Annotated in this window: 21 protein-coding genes; 13 read left to right on the top strand and 8 right to left on the bottom strand. The window is 64.2% G+C overall.

The genetic code is table 11. From position 1 onward, the window contains the following. Window positions 1-5: 5 nt before the first annotated feature. A complete protein-coding gene (locus tag H143_RS0106315; RefSeq protein ID WP_019937389.1) occupies window positions 6-1,169 on the top strand; it encodes an iron-containing alcohol dehydrogenase in 1,164 nt (387 codons plus the stop codon). Window positions 1,170-1,244: 75 nt separating this feature from the next. Then, entirely contained in the window at window positions 1,245-2,282 is a 1,038-nt protein-coding gene (locus tag H143_RS0106310; protein ID WP_019937388.1) for an IS630 family transposase, read from the top strand. Window positions 2,283-2,300: 18 nt separating this feature from the next. Here H143_RS0106310 and H143_RS0106305 read toward each other — a convergent pair whose 3' ends face one another. Genes H143_RS0106305 through H143_RS0106280 form a run of 6 tightly spaced genes read right to left on the bottom strand, consistent with a single transcriptional unit; the run spans window position 2,301 to window position 8,032 of the window. Further along, a complete protein-coding gene (locus H143_RS0106305) occupies window positions 2,301-3,383 on the bottom strand; it encodes a branched-chain amino acid ABC transporter permease (protein WP_019937387.1) in 1,083 nt (360 codons plus the stop codon). A gap of 22 nt (window positions 3,384-3,405) precedes the next feature. Further along, window positions 3,406-4,416, bottom strand: coding sequence for a branched-chain amino acid ABC transporter permease (locus tag H143_RS0106300; protein WP_019937386.1), 1,011 nt, complete (start codon window positions 4,414-4,416; stop codon window positions 3,406-3,408). Further along, the gene (locus tag H143_RS0106295; RefSeq protein ID WP_033366152.1) at window positions 4,413-5,159 is read right to left on the bottom strand and encodes an ABC transporter ATP-binding protein; all 747 of its coding nucleotides are present in this window, start codon (window positions 5,157-5,159) and stop codon (window positions 4,413-4,415) included. The genes H143_RS0106300 and H143_RS0106295 overlap by 4 nt, the downstream gene beginning before the upstream one ends. Window positions 5,160-5,170: 11 nt before the next feature. Further along, entirely contained in the window at window positions 5,171-5,941 is a 771-nt protein-coding gene (locus H143_RS0106290) for an ABC transporter ATP-binding protein (RefSeq protein WP_019937384.1), read from the bottom strand. 7 nt (window positions 5,942-5,948) lie between these two features. Beyond that, window positions 5,949-7,121, bottom strand: coding sequence for a substrate-binding domain-containing protein (locus H143_RS0106285; RefSeq protein ID WP_019937383.1), 1,173 nt, complete (start codon window positions 7,119-7,121; stop codon window positions 5,949-5,951). A gap of 23 nt (window positions 7,122-7,144) precedes the next feature. Continuing rightward, complete coding sequence (locus H143_RS0106280) at window positions 7,145-8,032, bottom strand: alpha/beta fold hydrolase (RefSeq protein ID WP_019937382.1); 888 nt, start codon at window positions 8,030-8,032, stop codon at window positions 7,145-7,147. Between the two features lie 176 nt (window positions 8,033-8,208). Here H143_RS0106280 and H143_RS0106275 point away from each other — a divergent pair, with 176 nt between their 5' ends. Then, entirely contained in the window at window positions 8,209-9,174 is a 966-nt protein-coding gene (locus H143_RS0106275; RefSeq protein WP_019937381.1) for a helix-turn-helix domain-containing protein, read from the top strand. A gap of 4 nt (window positions 9,175-9,178) precedes the next feature. On the opposite strand, the gene H143_RS0106270 is transcribed toward H143_RS0106275, so the two are convergent. Further along, window positions 9,179-11,731 carry an EAL domain-containing protein gene (locus H143_RS0106270; RefSeq protein WP_019937380.1) on the bottom strand — a complete coding sequence of 851 codons (2,553 nt, stop codon included), beginning with the start codon at window positions 11,729-11,731 and terminating at the stop codon, window positions 9,179-9,181. A gap of 22 nt (window positions 11,732-11,753) precedes the next feature. Next, the gene (locus tag H143_RS0106265; RefSeq protein WP_026349783.1) at window positions 11,754-13,181 is read right to left on the bottom strand and encodes an NAD-dependent succinate-semialdehyde dehydrogenase; all 1,428 of its coding nucleotides are present in this window, start codon (window positions 13,179-13,181) and stop codon (window positions 11,754-11,756) included. A gap of 375 nt (window positions 13,182-13,556) precedes the next feature. Here H143_RS0106265 and rplN point away from each other — a divergent pair, with 375 nt between their 5' ends. Genes rplN through rplO form a run of 10 tightly spaced genes read left to right on the top strand, consistent with a single transcriptional unit; the run spans window position 13,557 to window position 17,637 of the window. Next, the gene (gene rplN / locus H143_RS0106260) at window positions 13,557-13,925 is read left to right on the top strand and encodes a 50S ribosomal protein L14 (protein WP_019937378.1); all 369 of its coding nucleotides are present in this window, start codon (window positions 13,557-13,559) and stop codon (window positions 13,923-13,925) included. Window positions 13,926-13,935: 10 nt separating this feature from the next. Then, window positions 13,936-14,256 carry a 50S ribosomal protein L24 gene (gene rplX / locus H143_RS0106255; RefSeq protein WP_019937377.1) on the top strand — a complete coding sequence of 107 codons (321 nt, stop codon included), beginning with the start codon at window positions 13,936-13,938 and terminating at the stop codon, window positions 14,254-14,256. Between the two features lie 13 nt (window positions 14,257-14,269). After that, a complete protein-coding gene (gene rplE / locus H143_RS0106250) occupies window positions 14,270-14,809 on the top strand; it encodes a 50S ribosomal protein L5 (RefSeq protein WP_019937376.1) in 540 nt (179 codons plus the stop codon). A 12-nt stretch (window positions 14,810-14,821) separates the two neighbouring features. Next, on the top strand, window positions 14,822-15,127 hold the full coding sequence (rpsN, locus tag H143_RS0106245) for a 30S ribosomal protein S14 (RefSeq protein ID WP_019937375.1): 306 nt from the start codon (window positions 14,822-14,824) through the stop codon (window positions 15,125-15,127). A gap of 11 nt (window positions 15,128-15,138) precedes the next feature. Beyond that, complete coding sequence (gene rpsH / locus H143_RS0106240; protein WP_019937374.1) at window positions 15,139-15,534, top strand: 30S ribosomal protein S8; 396 nt, start codon at window positions 15,139-15,141, stop codon at window positions 15,532-15,534. A gap of 12 nt (window positions 15,535-15,546) precedes the next feature. Then, the gene (rplF, locus tag H143_RS0106235; protein WP_019937373.1) at window positions 15,547-16,080 is read left to right on the top strand and encodes a 50S ribosomal protein L6; all 534 of its coding nucleotides are present in this window, start codon (window positions 15,547-15,549) and stop codon (window positions 16,078-16,080) included. 21 nt (window positions 16,081-16,101) lie between these two features. Continuing rightward, on the top strand, window positions 16,102-16,467 hold the full coding sequence (rplR, locus tag H143_RS0106230; protein ID WP_019937372.1) for a 50S ribosomal protein L18: 366 nt from the start codon (window positions 16,102-16,104) through the stop codon (window positions 16,465-16,467). A 15-nt stretch (window positions 16,468-16,482) separates the two neighbouring features. Next, the gene (gene rpsE / locus H143_RS0106225; protein WP_019937371.1) at window positions 16,483-17,004 is read left to right on the top strand and encodes a 30S ribosomal protein S5; all 522 of its coding nucleotides are present in this window, start codon (window positions 16,483-16,485) and stop codon (window positions 17,002-17,004) included. Window positions 17,005-17,007: 3 nt separating this feature from the next. Then, window positions 17,008-17,193: a 50S ribosomal protein L30 gene (gene rpmD, locus H143_RS0106220; RefSeq protein WP_019937370.1), complete on the top strand. Its 186-nt coding sequence runs from the start codon at window positions 17,008-17,010 to the stop codon at window positions 17,191-17,193. 9 nt (window positions 17,194-17,202) lie between these two features. Next, entirely contained in the window at window positions 17,203-17,637 is a 435-nt protein-coding gene (gene rplO / locus H143_RS0106215) for a 50S ribosomal protein L15 (protein ID WP_019937369.1), read from the top strand. Window positions 17,638-17,646 lie beyond the last annotated feature (9 nt).

The raw sequence follows: 17,646 nt of genomic DNA, 5'->3' as shown, positions 1-17,646 counted from the left end.
GTGTTATGAAACCCGCTAGCGTCAACTGGAACTACCCGACCGCGGTCAAGGTCGGCCCCGGGCGTATTGCCGAACTGCCCGACGGGTGCAAGGGTCTGGGCATGAAGCGCCCGCTGCTGGTGACCGACCCCGGCCTGGCCGGCATGCCCATGGTGGCCGCGGCGCGCGCCGCATGCGAGGCCGCGGGCCTGCCTTGCGGCCAGTTCCACAGCATCAAGGGCAATCCCACCGGCGCCAACGTCGATGACGGCGTGCGCGTGCTGCGCGACGGCGGGCACGACGGCGTGATCGCATTCGGCGGCGGCTCGGCGCTGGATGCGGCCAAGGCGATTGCATTAATGGCGGGGCAGACGCGCCCGCTATGGGATTTCGAAGACGTAGGCGACAACTACCTGCGGGTGAATGTGGACGGCATGGTGCCCGTGGTGGCCGTGCCGACCACGGCGGGCACCGGTTCGGAAGTGGGGCGCGCCTCGGTCATCACCGACGAGGCCGCGCACGTCAAGCGCATCATCTTCCATGCGCGCATGCTGCCGGCCGTGGTGATTCTGGACCCGGAACTGACGGCGGGCCTGCCCGCAAAGCTGACCGCTGCGACCGGCATGGACGCGCTCTCGCACAACCTGGAGGCCTACTGCTCGCCGTTCTACCACCCGATGGCGGTCGGCATCTCGGTGGAAGGCATGCGCCTGATCAAGGAATATCTGCCGCGCGCAGTAAGCGACGGCAAGGACCTGGAGGCCCGACAACAGATGCTCGTCGCCTCGGCCATGGGGGCGACGGCCTTCCAGCGCGGCCTGGGCGCCATGCATGCGCTGGCGCACCCCCTGGGCGCGCTGTACGACGCGCATCACGGGATGCTCAACGCGATCCTGATGCCCTATGTTCTGCATGCCAACGAATCGGCTATCGGCGAGCGAATCGCGGCATTGGCGCGCTACCTGGACCTGCCTGCGGCCAGCTTCAAAGGCTTCATGGACTGGGTGCTGGATTTGCGCGCATCGATCGGCATCCCGCACAAGCTGGCCGACATCGGCATCGATGCGCGCGATGCCCGGCGCATCGGCGACATGGCGGTGCTCGACGGCTCGTCCGCGACCAACCCGATCGCCTTCGACGCCGCGGCCTATGCGGCGATACTCGAATCGGCCGTGCAGGGCAGGCTGTAGGAAAGGGCCTGTGCCCTTATAGATAAGGCCCATAAATAGTCTGAACTAATTGCTGGCGCTGTGGTCAGATAGCGCATGGAAACCGAAGACGCCCGCCGGCTCAGCCCGGCCGAACAACACGAGCGCCGCCGCCAGGTCATTCGGGCGTACAAGCGCAAGCTCACCAAGCGGCAGATCGCGCGCGATGTGGGACTGAGTTATTCAGCCACGTGCAAGATCATCGACCGCTATAACGCTGGGGGCATGGCGGCGCTGGCGCCAGGTCAACGTGGCCGCAGCGCTGGCGACAAACGCGCACTGACCGTCGAGCAAGAAGCCACGATCCGTCAGACGATCTGCGACAACCGTCCGGAGCAGCTGAAGATGGAGTTCGCCTTGTGGAGCCGTGCCGCCGTGAAGGAGCTGATCGAGCGCGACTACCAGATCACCTTGCACCTGCGCTCGGTTGGAAAGTATCTGGCGCGCTGGGGCTTCACGCCGCAGAAGCCCATCAAGCGCGCCTATGAACAGTCGCCCGAAGCCGTGCGCACGTGGCTGGATGAAACCTATCCTGGCATCGCCGAACGCGCAAAATCAGAGGGTGCGGAGATTCACTGGGGTGATGAGACGGCGCTGGTGAACACCGATGTGCGTGGCCGCAGTTACGCCCCCAAAGGCAAGACGCCGGTAGCGATGGCAGTGGGTGGCACGCGCCAGAAGCTGTCCATGCTGGCCAGCGTGACCAACCAGGGCAAGGCGCGCTGGATGATCATCGACGGCAATTTCAATCACGAGAAGCTGATCGAGTTTTTCGAGGCCCTGGTCGCGGACACCGAGCGCAAGGTGTTTCTGATCCTGGACAACCTGGGCGTGCATCACTGCAAGCCGGTCAAGCAGTGGCTGGCCGAGCATGTCGATCAGATGGAGGTGTTCTATCTACCCAGCTACAGCCCCGAACTCAATCCGGAGGAACGTCTCAACGCCGATCTCAAACACGTTATCCGTCGCAAGGTACCGGCACGCACCAAGGCCAAACTTCGCGCCGCCACTGAAGCACATATGGCCGTGATCGGCAGCGAGCCGGAACGCGTCAAAGCCTACTTTCGCGATCCTCGTGTCAAGTACGCTGCTTGATACTGTTTAAGGGCCGAATCAATAAGGGCCTGCGCGAACGCCGCGTCTGCCGAGCTCGCGCAGGCGGCCGGCGATGCCTGTGGGGAAATAATAGACCGACAGCACGAACAGAAGCCCCAGCCACAGTAGCCAGCGATCCGGCTGGAAAAGAGCCGCGACCGGCCCGAGGCCGGACAGCGCGTGGTGCAACAGGCGCAGGCCATCCTGTAGATAGCTTTGCGCCAGCACGAAGATCGCCGCGCCCGGCACCGCGCCGTACAGGGTACCCATGCCGCCGATCACCAACATCAGCAGAATGTTGAGCATGATCTCGAAGGACAGGGTGGTATCGGGTCCGTTGTAGCGCAGCCAGAGCGCGTACAGCGCGCCCGCCAGGGTGGCGAAGGCGGCGGCTAGCACATTGGAACCGCTGCGGTAGACCACGGTGCGAAAACCGATGGCCTCGGCGCGAAAGGCATTCTCGCGTATGGCTTGCAGCACCCGCCCGAAAGGCGAGTTGACGATGCGCAGCATGGCCAGGAACAGCATCGCGCAGACCAGGAACATGAGGTAATAGCCAACGATGCCGCCATCCACCGCGACGCCGAACACCCGGCCTTGAAATAGTCGGAAAGCCGGACTCAGCAGGCGCGGCACGTCGAAGCTCAGGCCGTCCTCGCCGCCGGTCAGGTCGGACAGCTGCGACACCAGTGTCTGGAATGCCGACGCAATGGCCAGCGTGATCATGGCATAGAAGATCGCGCGTACCCTCAGGCTGACCAGTCCGACGACGGCGGCCAACACCAGGGACAGCAGCAGCGCGGCGCCCGTACCCAGTGCGATGGCGCTCCAGCTCGAACCCATTGCGGTGCTGGCGATGGCCACACCATATGCGCCGATGCCGAAAAACATGGTGTGGGCGAAGCTGACGATGCCGGTATAGCCCAGCAAGAGATCGTAGCTGGCCACCAGGACGATGAACACCAGCACCTTGCCCGCGACCGCCAGCGCGCGCGGGCCGGGAAAGAGGAAGGGCGCGATCGCCAACGCGACCAGTGTCAGCAGCAGCAGCGCCGCCAGGATGCGGCTGCGGGGCAGATCGCCCGAGAGGATGCGAGGCATAGGCGGGCCGATGCAAGGAGGGTCAGCGCGATGCGACCGGGTAGACGCCCTGCGGCCGCCACATCAGGATGACGATGAGCAGGGCGATGTTGGAGAAGAGCGCGGCCTTGGGCACGAGAAAGCCGGTGTAGTTGGCCATCAGGCCAACCAGCAACGAGCCGATCAGACAGCCCAGGGTCGAGCCCATGCCGCCTATCATGATCACGATGAAGATGAGGATGTTGACCTGCGAACCCAGTTGCGGAATGACGGCCTGCTGGTACATGCCCCACAGCACACCGCCCAGGCCGGCCAGCATGGCGCCGGCCACGAACACGCCGATAAAGAGATGGCGGATGCGATAGCCCAGGCTTTCGACCATCTCGCGGTTTTCCACGCCGGCGCGTATCAGTAGGCCGAGTTTGGTGCGGTTGAGCACCCACAGCATGAGCAGCAGAACCAGCACGCCGACGGCCAGGGCCAGCAAGCGGAATTTTTCGACGGCGGCATCGCCCATGAGCACGGCGCCGCTCAAGGCTTGCGGCAGCGCGAACGGTAGCGTCTGCGGGCCCCAGATGGCCTTGATGAGTTCTTCGCCCACGATCAGGCCGCCCACGGTGATGAGGATCTGCTTCAGATGCTGTCCGTACACCGGCCGCACGATGAGACGTTCGAAAACCGCGCCCACCGCACCGGCGACCAGCATTCCGATCACGGCGGCGGGCAAGATCGCGCCCAGGTTGGCGAGCAGGCTGTCCGCTTGGGTCCAGCCCGTCATGCCCCCCATCACGCTGCACGCGACATAGGCGCCCAGCGTGATGAACAGGCCGTGCCCAAAGTTCAGCACATCCATGAGGCCGAACACCAGCGTCATGCCGGAGGCCACAATGAAGATGATCATGCCCATGGCCAGGCCGGCCACGGTGAGCGTGAGCCAGGTCGAGAATCCGTCGACCAGCGGCAGGGCGATGAGCGCCAGGCCGGCGACCATCAGCATGGGAATGGGATCCAAGCGCGTGCCGGGCAGCGGCGTGTCATGGGTGCTTGCGTTCATTGATGGCTGTCCAGGGAAAGGCCCAGCAGGCGGGTCTGCAAAGAGCCGTCCCGGGCGAGTTCGGCCATATCGCCGTGATGCACGATCCGGCCGTTGTCCATGACCGCGACGCGATCGCCCAGGCGGCGCGCGAAGTCGAAGTTCTGCTCGACCAGCAGCACTGTGGTGGCGTCGCGCTTGAGCTCGGCGAAGGCCTCGATCATGTTCTGCACGATGGCCGGCGCCAGGCCCTTGCTGGGCTCGTCTACCAGCAGCAGCCGGCGCGGCTCGACAATGGCGCGCGCCACGGCCAGCATCTGCTTCTGTCCGCCGGACAGCTTGCCGGCCGGATGCAGCCAAAATTTGCGCAGCGCGGGAAAGAAGCCGAATATCCAATCCAGGCGTGCGGTATCCAGGTCGGCGGCCCTGCGCGCCTTGCGGGCAGCCAGCAGCATGTTTTCCTGTACGCTCAGATCGGCGAAGATGCCCATGTTCTCGGGCACGTAGGCGATGCCTTGGTCCACCATATCGGGCGGGGCGATACGCCGGTCCGCGTTGCCCACGATGCGGTCCTGCAGGCGCAACTCGCCGGACGAGATGCGCCACAGGCCCATGATGGTGCGCAGGGTCGTGGTCTTGCCGGCGCCGTTGCGGCCCAGCAGCATGGTGACCTGCCCCGGGGGCACGGCCAAGTCGACGCCGTGCAAGATGTGATAGGCGCCGATGTGCGTGTGCACGCCGCGCAGTTCGAGCAGGGAAGGCATCGGCGTATCGCTCACGCGGCGCTCCTGTCGGGCGCGGTGCCCAGGTAGGCCTGCTGCACGATGTCCGATGCGATCACTTCCGACGGCTCGCCGTCCGCCATGAGCCGGCCATTGTGCAGCACCACGATGCGGTCGGCCAGTTCGCGCACGACGTCCATCTTGTGTTCGACGAGCAGGATGATCTTGCCGCTGTCCTGCTTGAGTCCGCGAATCAGCTCGAGCATGACGGGCATGTCGTCCACGCTCATGCCCGCGGTGGGCTCGTCCAGCATGTAGACGCGCGGCGACAGGGCCATCAGCATGGCGATCTCCAGTTTGCGCTGGTCGCCGTGCGGCAGGCTTGCGGCGGGCAGGCCGCGGCGATCCGCCAGCAGCGTGCGTTCGAGCAATTCGTCGGCCCGCTCCAACAGTGTTCGATCCGTGTCCCAGACGCGCCACAGACGGATGTGGCGCCAGCTCGCCCCCTGTGCCCGCGATTGCAGGGCCAGCCTGATGTTCTCCTGCACGCTCAGGTAGGGAAACAGCTGCGTCAGCTGGAAGGCGCGGCCCAGCCCGGCATGCATACGGGCCGAGACGCCCAGGGGCGTGAGGTCGCGCCCGTCCAGGTGGACTGTGCCCGCGTCAGCGCGCAATTGCCCCGAGATCAGGTTGAAGTACGTCGTCTTGCCGGCCCCGTTGGGGCCGACCACAGCGGTCAGCGTGCCGGGCTCGTAGCGGCAGCTGACCTGATCCACGGCCGTATGGCCGCCGAAGCGAATGGTGAGATCGCGGGTTTCCAGCACGTTGCGATCAGCGCTTGTTGAGGATGGGCACGTCCATCTGTTCGGGCGTGATCACGTTGACCAGGTCCTGCTCGGCCCAGGACAGCGACGGGTTGTTGCGGATGCGAAAGTGGTACATGTTCTGCATGGCCTGATGATCCTGCGCACGGAAAGTCATCTTGCCCTTGGGCGTCTCGAAGCTCATGCCTTCCATGGCCTTGATCAGCGTCTCGGTGTCAGAGTCGCCATGGGTCTTCTTCAGGGCCGCGACGATGGCCAGCGCCGCGGACATGCCACCACAGGTGAAGAAGTCGGGCGGCTGGCCGTAGCGCTTCTCGTGCTCGGCCACCAGCCAGTCGTTGATGGGGTTCTTGGGCATGCCGTAGTAGTAGTACGTGGCGCCTTCCATGCCGGGCAGGGCCTTCCACGATGCGGTGGCTGGCAGGATATTGCCGCCCGTGGCGATCTCGATACCGTAGCGCTGGGGATCCAGGTCGGCGATCTTGAACGGATTGCCCGCGCCGGCCCACAGGATGAAGATGATCTTGCGGCCGGGTTTGTCTTTGAGTGAATCGAACAGGCGCTGCGCCCCGGCGGTGAAGTCGGTGGTGTTCACCGGCAGGTATTCCTCGTGGACGATCTTGGCGTGCTTGAGCGCGCTCTTGAACGCCTTGACGCCGTCGCGGCCGAAGGCGTAGTCCTGCGCCAGCATGGCGATGGACGTGCCTTCCTTGTCGAAGACCGTGGCGTTGGCGATGGCGTCCTGCGACGAATTGCGGGCGGTGCGGAAGATGTAGCGGTTCCACTTGGCGCCGGTGATTGAGTCGGCCACGGCGGGCTCGACCAGCAGGATCTTGCGGTACTCCCGGGCGATGGGCAGCATGGCCAGCGCCACGCCGGACGAGGTCGGACCCACGGCGATGTCGGCGTGGTCGTCGGCATAGGCCGAGGCCAGTTGTGCGCGGCCCACGTCGGGCTTGCCCTGATCGTCCTTCTCGATCACGCGGATCTTGCGGCCGTCGATTTCCATGGTGCCGTGGGTCGCGTATTCCAGGCCCATCATCAGGCCGGTCTGGGTCTGCTTGGCATAGGCCTCAAGCGGGCCGGTCTTGTCGTAGACGTGGGCGATGACGAAGTCGTTCGCCCAGGCCGGGGTCTGCAGTGCAAAAGCGGCCAGGGCGGCCAGCAACAGTCGTTTCATGGATGTCTCCTTCGTGGCATTTTTCAAAGTTCGCCGGGGCGGGCCAGGAAATCGGCCACGGCGTTGATCTGGAGGGGGACGTTCAAGGCCGGCGCGTGGCCGCATTCTTGGAAATCGATGCGCGCCGCGCGCGGGCCCCGCCGCGTCATCGCGTCGGCCACGCTTTCGGGCAGCAGATCGGACTGCGCCCCGCGCAGCAGCAGTACCGGCAGGCGCAGGGCGTCGTACGCGTCCCAGCGGTCGTAGTCGCGCGGATGGTGGCGGAACTGGCCGACGATGGCCGGATCGTAGTGCAGCGTGACGCGGCCGTCGGGCAGGCGGCGCGTCGAAGTCTCGGCCATGCGCCGCCACTGCGCGTCGCTTTGCCAGCCGTAGGGGCGATAGGCCTGGCGCAGCCAGCCTTCCAGCTCGGTCACGGTGTCGAACGCGGGCGGGTTGCCGACATAGGTCGTGATGCGTTCTACGGCGGGGGCAGGCAGTTCGGGGCCGATGTCGTTGAGCACCAGGTGCGAGATCCTGCCGCGCAGCGTGGTGGCGGCGGCGACCAACCCGATGGCGCCGCCCATGGATGTGCCGACCCAGCGCAGCTGCGGCAGGCGCAGCGCGTCGGCCAGGGCGGCCGCCAGGCGGGCATAGCTGTCCAGCCGGTAGTCTGCGATGGGGTCGGCGCTCCATTGCGACAGGCCGCGCCCGGGGGTGTCGGGGCAAATGACACGATAGCGCGCGGCCAGCACCTGGGCCAGATCGTCGAAATCGCGTCCGGTGCGGGCCAGGCCATGCCACAGGAACACGGCGGGCGCCGAGGCCTCGCCCCATTGGACGAAATGCAGCTCGCGGCCCAGGCAGCCGATGTAGCGCGAGGCAGGCCCTATACAGGCCTGCTCAGCTGCGCAGGTGGCGTCGTCGCGCATGTCTCCTTCCTCGTGTCCGGGTCCGCGCCCGGCGTTATAGTTGTCAGGATTTCGTTCGACTATGGCGCGCGGAAAAACAGAGCGCAACACAATCGCACACCGGGTGCGGACTGAGTCAATAAAATGTGGAGCCTGGGTAAAAATCCGGGCGGCGCAGTTCCCCAGGAGACATCGCCATGACAACAAGGGGTTCCGGGCATCAGATCCTGGAGGGCGGGCCGCAGGGTTACGAACAGTGGCGCGAGACGCTGAGCGATGCGTTCGGCCCCTTCGAAGTGCACCGCGGCGCGTCCGAGCCTTTCGCCGGCAGCGTGCGGTACGTGCGCCGCGCGGGGTTCCAGTTCAACGATCTGCACTACCAGGGCCAGCAGATCGAGCGCACGTCGCACAATGTGGCGCGGCTGTCGCAGGAGTTCTACACCTTCGGTCTGCCGCTGGCCGGGCCTTTGGAGGTGTCCCGCTCGGGTCGGCAGTTTCAGGTCGAACCCGGCTGCGTCTACCTGATGAACCAAAGTGCGCCCTATCGCGCGACGGCCCAGGGTGAGCAAGGCTACCGCAGCCTGAGCATCTCGTTTCCGCGCCAGTCGTTGGAGCGGCGTCATGCGCGCATCGAACCCTTCTACAAGTTGCTCATCGGCGACGGCTCGCCGCGCGGAGCCCTGCTGGCGCAATATCTGGAGCAGCTGTTCAAGGGTCTGGGGGACTGGTCCGATGCCGAAGTGGCCGAGCTGGGCGAGCGCCTGCTCGACCTGGTCGTGCTGTTCCTGGTCGAGCCCGGCCGGGCCCAGGCCTCGGAGGCCGACAGCAGCGTCACGCTGGCCCATCGCGAACGCATCGAGTCCTACATCAAGCGCCACCTGGGCGATCCGGACCTCAGGCCCGAGGCTATCGCCCAGGCCTGCGGCATCTCGCCGAGCTACCTGCACCGGATCTTCCAGGGCGTGGGCGTGGAGGCGTATCTCTATGAGCAGCGCCTGCTGTATTGCCGCGACCTGCTCGCCAGCCCGCGGCACGCGCACCGTGGCATCGCGGAACTGGCCTACCTGGCAGGGTTCGCGCATCCCTCGCATTTCAGCCGTCTGTTCAAGCGCCGGTTCGGCGCTTCGGCGCGGGCCTTCCGCGCCGAACGGGCATCGGACTGACGTTTCAGATCAGGCGCTTGCCCTCGCGCAGCATGTCTGCGAACTCCTCCGCCGTAACAGGCGGGCTGAAGTAGTAGCCCTGAATTTCGTCGCAGTTATGCCGGCTGAGGAAGCGATAGTGCTGCTCGGTTTCCACGCCCTCGGCGATCACCTTGAAATTCAGCGTGTGGGCCAGGGCGATCACGGCTTGCACGATGGCCTCGTCCTCTTTTTCGGTCAGCATGTTGCGCACGAAGGATTGATCTATCTTGAGCGTATCCACGCGAAAGCGCTTCAAGTAGTTGAGGCTGGAATATCCGGTTCCGAAATCGTCGATGGACAGCTTCACGCCGAGTTTTTTGACTGCGTCGATCGTTTCCACGACCTTTTCGGCGTCCTGCGCTATCAGGCTTTCGGTAAGTTCCAGCTCCAGGCAACCAGGCGGCAGCTGCGTGTCTTGCAGGGTGCGCGCCACCCAGGCTATGACGTCCTGCTGCAGGAACTGGCGCACCGAGAGATTTACCGCAACGCAGACACAGGGCAGTCCGGCCTGCATCCAGGCCCGTGCCTGCATGCAGGCCATGCGCAATACCCAGTCGCCAATGGGCACGATCAGGCCCGAATCTTCGGCGATGGGGATGAATTGGTCTGGCGGCACATCGCCCAGCTCGGGGTGGCGCCAGCGCAGCAGCGCTTCGCAGCCGGTGATGCGGCCGCTGTCCAGGTTGATCTTGGGCTGATAGGCCAAGGACAGCTGGCCTGTTCCGATCGCGGCTTGTAGCTTGATTTCCAGGTCGACTCGGTGCTGGGTCTCCAGGCTCATGCCGATAGCGAAGAACTGCCAGGTATTGCGGCCCAGCTCTTTGGCTCGATACATCGCCATGTCGGCGTTGTCGACCAAGGTCTGGCCGGTTTCGCCGTCCTTGGGAAAAACGCTCACGCCTACGCTGCCCGAGAGATGGATTTTTCGGTCCTGCACGAGGAGCGGGCTGTCCAGGCAGGCGACGATCTTGCGCGCGACCAGGCCGGCATCGCTCGATCGCGTGAGAGGGGTCAGGAGAATAAGGAATTCGTCGCCGCCGAGCCGGGCCACTGTGTCGTGCGGGCGCACCAGTTCGGCAAGCTGCTTGGCTACGGCCCTGAGCACGGCATCGCCGAATAGGTGGCCGTAACCGTCATTGACGACTTTGAATCGATCCAGATCGATGTAGAGCAGCGCCAGCAGCGTGCCATGGCGCCGGGCATGCACGATGGCCGTCGCGATCCGCTCCTCGATCAAGTTGCGATTGGCCAAGCCGGTCAGATGATCGTACATCGCCAGAGCCCGCAGATTCGCTTCGGCCTGCTCGCGCTCGGCGATCATCCGGTCCAGCGACTCGCCCAGGCGCTTGGTTTCCAGGAAATTGTTCACCGACGACGGTGTCCGGGCTTGGGGTGGGTCGACCGCCGGCTGGCCGATGGCGGCCACGCGCCTTTCCAATTCAGCCAGCGGCATGCCGAAGCGGCGGGCGATGCGCACTGAAAGCAGTACCAGGCCCAGCGCGATAGCCATACCCATGCCTAGCACCGCATAGAGCTGGTGGCGCAGCGGCATCTCGATAAACGGCGCCGCGCGCGAGACCACCAGCAGCCACGAGATGCCGCCCTTGAGCGCAATGCGGCGCGCGGCCACCCATTGCATAGTGCCATCCAGAGAGATGCGGTCTACGGAAACCGCGGCGCCGGAGGTGCTGCGCGCCAGCGGCGCCAGCTCCTTGGGCAGCGGCAGCGGCATGGCGTTGGCGCCCGGCGCGCCGATCAGACGCGGCGTCGGCCCCAGCTCCACGACCCGCAACTGTGCGTGGTATTCCTTGGAAAGGGACCGTAGGAAGCGGTTCAGGGCCGGCATGTCGAAATCGGTGTCGATCACGCACAGCAGCGTCCCATCGCTGTTGCGCAGCGCCTTCACGTAACTGAATCCCCAGAGCTCCTCGCGGGTGTCGGTATGGACTATCCATCGATAGGCCGGCATCCAGATGCCGTCCGCCTTGCCGTCGGCCAGGGCGGCCTGGTAGAACGGCCGTTTGCGCGGGTCGTAGCCGTCAGTGGGATAGTGCAAGTGCGGCACGAAACCCGTGTCCGTCAGGACAAAATTGCGCACGGTCGGGTCGATCGGCCTGTTTCCTGGAAAGAGCCAGAGCAGCACCGTGCCGTCGGCGGTTCGTTCCAGATTGCCGTATTCGCCGGTTTTCGGGAGAACGATGCCGAGATAGCTAAGGTCCGGCTGTTGGTCGAACGCAGCCTGCAAGGTTTGCAGGGCGGGCAGAAGCGTGGCCGAATCGACCCGATCCGTGCGCGCGACGCGCTCCACGGATCTGGCCGTCAGCTCGGCAGCGTGGACCAGGGCTTGCAAATGGTCTGCAGAGCGTTCCAGTGTCTCTTTGATCTCCTGCCGGGACGCCTGCTCGGTGCTGGCCACGCCCTGCCAGGCTATGGCGATAAGCAGGGCCAGACCGAGGGTGAGGAGCAACCCGACGATGCTGGAAACCAGGGCACGCGAGAACGAAGAGGCCGATGGGGAGGCGGGCCCGTTTTGCATGGCATAGCCCTGGTAGGCTGCGTCAAACGTGCGTGATGAACTTGGTCACCAGGTAGCCGTCGAACATCTCGGTGCCGCCTTCGCTGCCGATGCCGCTGTCCTTCACGCCGCCGAAGGGCGTTTCGGCCAGCGCGCTACCGAAGTGGTTGATGTTGACCATGCCGGCCTCGATGCCGTTGGACACCTTGGTGGCCGTCTGCAGCGAGTTGGTGAACACATAGGACGACAGGCCGAAAGGCAGGCTGTTGGCGCGCTTGAGCACCTCGTCCACATCGGTGAAGGGCACCACCGGCGCGATCGGGCCGAAGGGCTCTTCGGTCATCAGCATGGCGTCGTCGGGCAAGTCGGTGATCACGGTCGGGTTGAAGAAGAAGCCCTTGCCCTGGGGCGCATCGCCGCCCAGCACGATCTTGCCGCCGCGCTTGACCGAGTCCTCGACGAACCTCTCGACGGCGGGCACGCGGCGCTCGTGGGCCAGCGGACCCATATCGATGCCGGCTTCCAAGCCGTTGCCCACCTTGATGCCCTTGAGCACGTCGGTGAATTTGGCCAGGAACTGGTCGTAGGCGCCCTTTTGCACATAGAAGCGGGTGGGCGAGACGCACACCTGGCCGGCATTGCGGATCTTGAACTTGGCCAGCATGGTGGCGGCGCGGTCGATGTCGGCGTCGTCGAACACCATTACGGGCGAGTGGCCGCCCAGCTCCCAGGTGCCGCGCTTCATGTACTGGCCGGCCAGTGCCGCCAGTTGCTTGCCCACCGGCACCGAGCCGGTGAAGCTGACCTTGCGCACGATAGGCGAGCGGATCAGGTAGTCCGAGATCTCGGCCGGCTTGCCCCAAACGATGTTCAGGCAGCCCTTGGGCAGCCCTGCTTCGTGGAACATGCGGGCGATCGCCATGATGGCGCTGGGCGAGTCTTCCGGGCCCTTGAGTATCATCGTGCAGCCCGAGGCGATCGCGGCGGCGACTTTGCGGATGGCCTGGTTGTAGGGGAAATTCCAGGGCGTGAAGGCGGCGCAGACGCCGACCGGCTCGCGGATGACGATCTGGCGCACGTCCGGGTTGCGCGGCGGGATCACACGGCCGTAGAGGCGGCGGCATTCCTCGGCGGCCCAGTCCAGGTGCTCGGAGCAGGATACGATCTCGCCGACAGATTCGGCCAGGGGCTTGCCCTGGTCCAGCGTCATATTGCGACCGATCTCCTTGGCGTTGGCGCGGGCCAGCTCGGCGACTTTGCGCAGGATGGCCGAACGATCCATGGGCGAGGACCGCTTCCAGGATTCGAAGGCGCGCTGGGCCGATTCCAGGGCATGGTCCAGGTCGGCCTGGGTGGCGTGGGGCAACTGCCCGAGGACTTCCTGGGTGGCGGGGTTGACGACGTCTTCCGTCTTGCGGCCGTCGCCGCCGATGAATTCGCCGTTGATGTAAAGGGCTAGGGATTCGTACATGATGCGATCGGACTCCAAAAAAGAGGGGCGAACGCGCAGGAGCCGCGCGTTCATGGCCGGGCGCCTATCAGTCTAAACCACATGGCAAGAAAGTACTTGCGTAAACCCTGAAAGGCGCGCTAGAATGCTTAGCTCTTTCCCCGAAATGCTTTGGGGAGGGTGTGCGGGAAGGCGGGTTTGGTGCGGAAATGGCGCGCCAACAGCTTGAGAGCACAAAAATTATTTGCCGCAAGATTTCAACCCGGGTTGCTGGGGCGACGCAAGTTGCGCCAGGGGCCCTACGGGACCAAAACTGGTTGAAATGAGCAAGCCCGGTTCGTAAAGAAAAAACGAAGCGGTTTTGCCCAGCTCGACTAAGTTGGAACAGGAAAAATCATGATCCAAATGCAGACCACGCTGGACGTGGCCGATAACACGGGTGCACGCTCTGTGATGTGCATCAAGGTGCTCGGCGGCTCCAAGCGCCGTTATGCCGGCATCGGCGACGTCATCAAAGTCAGCGTCAAGGACGCCGCCCCCCGTGGCCGCGTCAAGAAAGGCGAAATTTACAACGCCGTGGTGGTTCGCACCGCCAAGGGCGTGCGCCGCAAGGACGGTTCGCTGATCCGTTTCGGCGGCAACGCCGCCGTGCTGCTCAATGCCAAGCTGGAGCCCATCGGCACCCGCATCTTCGGACCCGTTACGCGCGAACTGCGTACCGAGAAGTTCATGAAGATCGTGTCGCTGGCCCCCGAAGTGCTGTAAGGAGCCCACGATGAACAAGATCCGTAAAGGCGACGAAGTCGTCGTGCTGACCGGCCGCGACAAGAGTCGTCGCGGCACCGTGCTGTCCCGCATCGATGCCGACCACGTTCTGGTCGAAGGCATCAATGTCGTCAAGAAGCACACCAAGCCCAATCCCATGGCCAACCAGCCTGGCGGCATTGTCGACAAGACGATGCCCATCCATGTTTCCAACATCGCGCTGTTCAATCCTGCCACCGGCAAGGGTGATCGCGTCGGCTTCACGGAAGTGGATGGCAAGAAGGTGCGTGTGTTCCGTTCCAATGGCGCCGTCGTCGGCGTCAAGGCATAAGGGGCGATAAGACATGTCTCGCTTGCAAGATTTTTACAAGAACAAGGTCGCCGGCGACCTGAAGGCCCAGTTCGGCTACAAGAGCGTCATGGAGGTGCCCCGCATCACCAAGATCACGCTGAACATGGGTGTTTCCGAAGCCGTGGCCGATAAGAAGGTCATCGAGCACGCCGTGTCCGATCTGACCAAGATCGCCGGCCAGAAGCCCGTGATCACCAAAACCAAGAAAGCGATCGCCGGTTTCAAGATCCGCGAAAACTATCCGATCGGCTGCATGGTGACCCTGCGCGGCCAGCGCATGTACGAATTCCTCGATCGCCTGGTTGCGGTCGCGCTGCCTCGCGTACGCGACTTCCGCGGTATCTCGGGTCGTGCTTTCGACGGTCGCGGCAACTACAACATCGGGGTGAAAGAGCAGATCATTTTCCCCGAAATCGAATACGACAAGATCGACGCGCTGCGTGGGCTGAACATCAGCATCACCACCACCGCCAAGACTGACGAAGAAGCCAAGGCGCTCCTGACCGCCTTCAGCTTCCCGTTCCGTAACTAAGGGGCTGTCGACGTGGCTAAACTTTCCCTCATCAATCGCGACATCAAGCGCGCCAGGCTGGCCGAGAAATTCGCCGGCAAGCGCACCGAGCTCAAAGCGATCATCGACGATCAATCCAAGACCGACGAAGAGCGTTACCAGGCTCGCCTAAAGCTGCAGCAACTGCCGCGCAATGCCAATCCCACGCGTCAGCGTAATCGCTGCGTTGTCACCGGCCGTCCCCGCGGCGTGTTCAGCAAGTTTGGCCTTACCCGCCACAAACTGCGTGAAATGGCCATGAGGGGCGAAATCCCCGGCATGACCAAGGCCAGCTGGTAAGGAGAACAGAAATGAGCATGAGCGATCCCATCGCCGATATGCTGACTCGCATTCGTAATGCGCAGCAAGTGGACAAGGTTACCGTGGCCATGCCCTCGTCGAAGCTGAAGGTGGCCATTGCCGCCGTGCTGGCTGACGAAGGCTACATCGACGGTTTCCAGATCAAGGGCGACCAGGCCAAGCCTGAACTCGAAATCACCCTGAAGTACTACGCCGGACGTCCGGTCATCGAGCGCATCGAACGCGTATCGAAGCCCGGCCTGCGTATCTACAAGGGCCGCAGCAGCATTCCTCCGGTCATGAACGGCTTGGGCGTGGCTATTGTTTCGACCTCGCGCGGCGTGATGACCGACCGCAAGGCCCGCGCCAACGGCGTGGGCGGCGAAGTCCTGTGCTACGTGGCCTAAGGAGCAATTCTCATGTCACGTATCGCTAAATATCCGGTCGAACTGCCCAAGGGCGTCGAAGCCAATATCGGCGCCGGCCAGATCACCGTCAAGGGCCCGCTGGGCACGTTGACCCAGTCGCTGACCGGCGAAGTCGCCATCCACCAGGATGACGGCAAGCTGACGTTCGCCGCGCTGAGCGAAGACCGTCACGCCAACGCCATGTCGGGCACCATCCGTGCCCTGGTCAACAACATGGTCACCGGTGTGAGCAAGGGCTTCGAGCGCAAGCTGACGCTGGTCGGCGTGGGTTACCGCGCCTCGATTGCCGGCAATGCCGTCAAGCTGCAGCTGGGCTTCTCGCACGACGTCTTGCACGCGCTGCCCGATGGCGTGAAGGCCGAGTGCCCCAGCCAGACGGAAATCATCATCAAGGGCGCCGACAAGCAAGTCGTCGGTCAAGTGGCCGCTGAAATCCGAGCCTACCGCGAACCCGAACCCTACAAGGGCAAGGGTGTGCGCTATGCGGACGAGCGCGTGGTCATCAAAGAGACCAAGAAGAAATAACGGCGCACGCAAGGACGAATCATGGACAAGAAACTTTCCCGTTTGCGTCGTGCGGTTCCGACCCGTCGCAAGATCGCCGAGCTGCGCGTGCATCGCCTCTCGATCTTCCGCTCGAACCAGCACATCTACGCCAACATCATTTCGCCGGAAGGCGACCGCGTGCTGGTCAGCGCTTCGACGCTGGAAGCCGAGGTGCGCGCCGAACTGGCGGGCAAGACCGGCCTGGGCGGCAACACCGCCGCCGCCGTTCTGGTGGGCAAGCGCGTTGCCGAGAAGGCCAAGGCCGTCGGCATCGAGCTGGTTGCCTTCGACCGTTCTGGCTTCCGTTATCACGGTCGCGTCAAGGCCCTGGCCGACGCCGCCCGTGAAGCCGGCCTGAAGTTCTAAGCGAGGATCAGTCAAATGGCTAAGGTACAAAGCAAGAACGCCGCCGAAAAAGAGAACGACGACGGTCTGCGCGAAAAAATGATCGCGGTCAACCGCGTGAGCAAAGTCGTCAAGGGTGGTCGCACCATGAGCTTTGCCGCGCTGACCGTGGTCGGCGACGGCGATGGCCGCATCGGCATGGGCAAGGGCAAGGCGCGTGAAGTGCCGGTCTCGGTCCAGAAGGCGATGGAACAGGCCCGCCGCGGCATGTTCAAGGTCGCTCTGAAGAACGGCACGCTGCATCACACCGTGGTCGGCAAGCACGGCGCCTCGAAGGTGCTGATCTCGCCCGCCGCTGAGGGTACCGGCGTGATCGCCGGCGGCCCGATGCGCGCCATCTTCGACGTGATGGGCGTGCGCAACGTGGTTGCCAAGAGTCTCGGCTCGAGCAACCCCTACAACATGGTCCGCGCTACGCTCAACGGTCTGCGCGCCTCCATGACGCCGTCGGAAGTTGCTGCCAAGCGCGGCAAGTCCGTCGAAGAGATCCTGGGGTAAATCATGGCTCAGAAGCAGCTCAAAGTCACGCTGGTGCGCTCTGTGATCGGCACCAAAGCCGACCACCGTGCCACCGTCAAAGGCCTGGGCCTGGGCAAGGTCAACAGCACCCGCGTGCTGATTGACACGCCCGAGGTTCGCGGGATGATCCGCAAAGTAGACTATCTCGTCTCCGTCTCGGAAGTCTAAGGAACGGTTATGGAACTCAATTCGCTCAAGCCCGCAGAGGGCAGCAAGCACGCCAAGCGCCGCGTCGGCCGTGGCATCGGTTCGGGTCTGGGTAAGACCGCCGGCCGTGGCCACAAGGGCCAGAAGTCGCGTTCGGGCGGCTTTCACAAAGTCGGTTTCGAAGGCGGCCAGATGCCTCTGCATCGCCGTCTGCCCAAGCGCGGCTTCACGCCGCTGGGACAGCACCTGTACGCCCAGATCCGCCTGTCGGAACTCCAGGCCCTGCCCATCGACGAAATTGATGTGCAAGCCCTGAAGGCCGCCGGCGTGGTTGGCCAGCAGGTCCGTTACGCCAAGGTGATCAAGTCGGGCGAGCTGTCGCGCAAGATTACGCTGCGTGGCATTTCCGCTACGGCCGGCGCCCGCGCCTCGATCGAGGCGGCTGGCGGTTCGATCGCTGAATAAGTTGAGGTG

The organism is Bordetella sp. FB-8, assembly GCF_000382185.1.
In the GTDB taxonomy this organism is placed as follows: Bacteria; Pseudomonadota; Gammaproteobacteria; order Burkholderiales; family Burkholderiaceae_B; genus Bordetella.
Note: the sequence above shows the minus strand (reverse complement) of the source record. Positions and strands in the feature narration are given on the sequence as shown.

Excerpts from the sequence above, each read along its gene's own strand:
- H143_RS0106285 (WP_019937383.1), bottom strand. The coding sequence starts at position 7,121 with ATGAAACGACTGTTGCTGGCCGCCCTGGCCGCTTTTGCACTGCAGACC.
- H143_RS0106315 (WP_019937389.1), top strand. The coding sequence starts at position 6 with ATGAAACCCGCTAGCGTCAACTGGAACTACCCGACCGCGGTCAAGGTC.
- rpmD (WP_019937370.1), top strand. The coding sequence starts at position 17,008 with ATGGCTCAGAAGCAGCTCAAAGTCACGCTGGTGCGCTCTGTGATCGGC.
- rplR (WP_019937372.1), top strand. The coding sequence starts at position 16,102 with ATGGACAAGAAACTTTCCCGTTTGCGTCGTGCGGTTCCGACCCGTCGC.
- rpsE (WP_019937371.1), top strand. The coding sequence starts at position 16,483 with ATGGCTAAGGTACAAAGCAAGAACGCCGCCGAAAAAGAGAACGACGAC.
- rplE (WP_019937376.1), top strand. The coding sequence starts at position 14,270 with ATGTCTCGCTTGCAAGATTTTTACAAGAACAAGGTCGCCGGCGACCTG.
- H143_RS0106275 (WP_019937381.1), top strand. The coding sequence starts at position 8,209 with ATGACAACAAGGGGTTCCGGGCATCAGATCCTGGAGGGCGGGCCGCAG.
- rplF (WP_019937373.1), top strand. The coding sequence starts at position 15,547 with ATGTCACGTATCGCTAAATATCCGGTCGAACTGCCCAAGGGCGTCGAA.
- H143_RS0106270 (WP_019937380.1), bottom strand. The coding sequence starts at position 11,731 with ATGCAAAACGGGCCCGCCTCCCCATCGGCCTCTTCGTTCTCGCGTGCC.
- H143_RS0106310 (WP_019937388.1), top strand. The coding sequence starts at position 1,245 with ATGGAAACCGAAGACGCCCGCCGGCTCAGCCCGGCCGAACAACACGAG.
- H143_RS0106305 (WP_019937387.1), bottom strand. The coding sequence starts at position 3,383 with ATGCCTCGCATCCTCTCGGGCGATCTGCCCCGCAGCCGCATCCTGGCG.
- rpsH (WP_019937374.1), top strand. The coding sequence starts at position 15,139 with ATGAGCATGAGCGATCCCATCGCCGATATGCTGACTCGCATTCGTAAT.
- H143_RS0106265 (WP_026349783.1), bottom strand. The coding sequence starts at position 13,181 with ATGTACGAATCCCTAGCCCTTTACATCAACGGCGAATTCATCGGCGGC.
- rplN (WP_019937378.1), top strand. The coding sequence starts at position 13,557 with ATGATCCAAATGCAGACCACGCTGGACGTGGCCGATAACACGGGTGCA.
- rplO (WP_019937369.1), top strand. The coding sequence starts at position 17,203 with ATGGAACTCAATTCGCTCAAGCCCGCAGAGGGCAGCAAGCACGCCAAG.
- H143_RS0106300 (WP_019937386.1), bottom strand. The coding sequence starts at position 4,416 with ATGAACGCAAGCACCCATGACACGCCGCTGCCCGGCACGCGCTTGGAT.
- H143_RS0106295 (WP_033366152.1), bottom strand. The coding sequence starts at position 5,159 with ATGCCTTCCCTGCTCGAACTGCGCGGCGTGCACACGCACATCGGCGCC.
- H143_RS0106280 (WP_019937382.1), bottom strand. The coding sequence starts at position 8,032 with ATGCGCGACGACGCCACCTGCGCAGCTGAGCAGGCCTGTATAGGGCCT.
- rplX (WP_019937377.1), top strand. The coding sequence starts at position 13,936 with ATGAACAAGATCCGTAAAGGCGACGAAGTCGTCGTGCTGACCGGCCGC.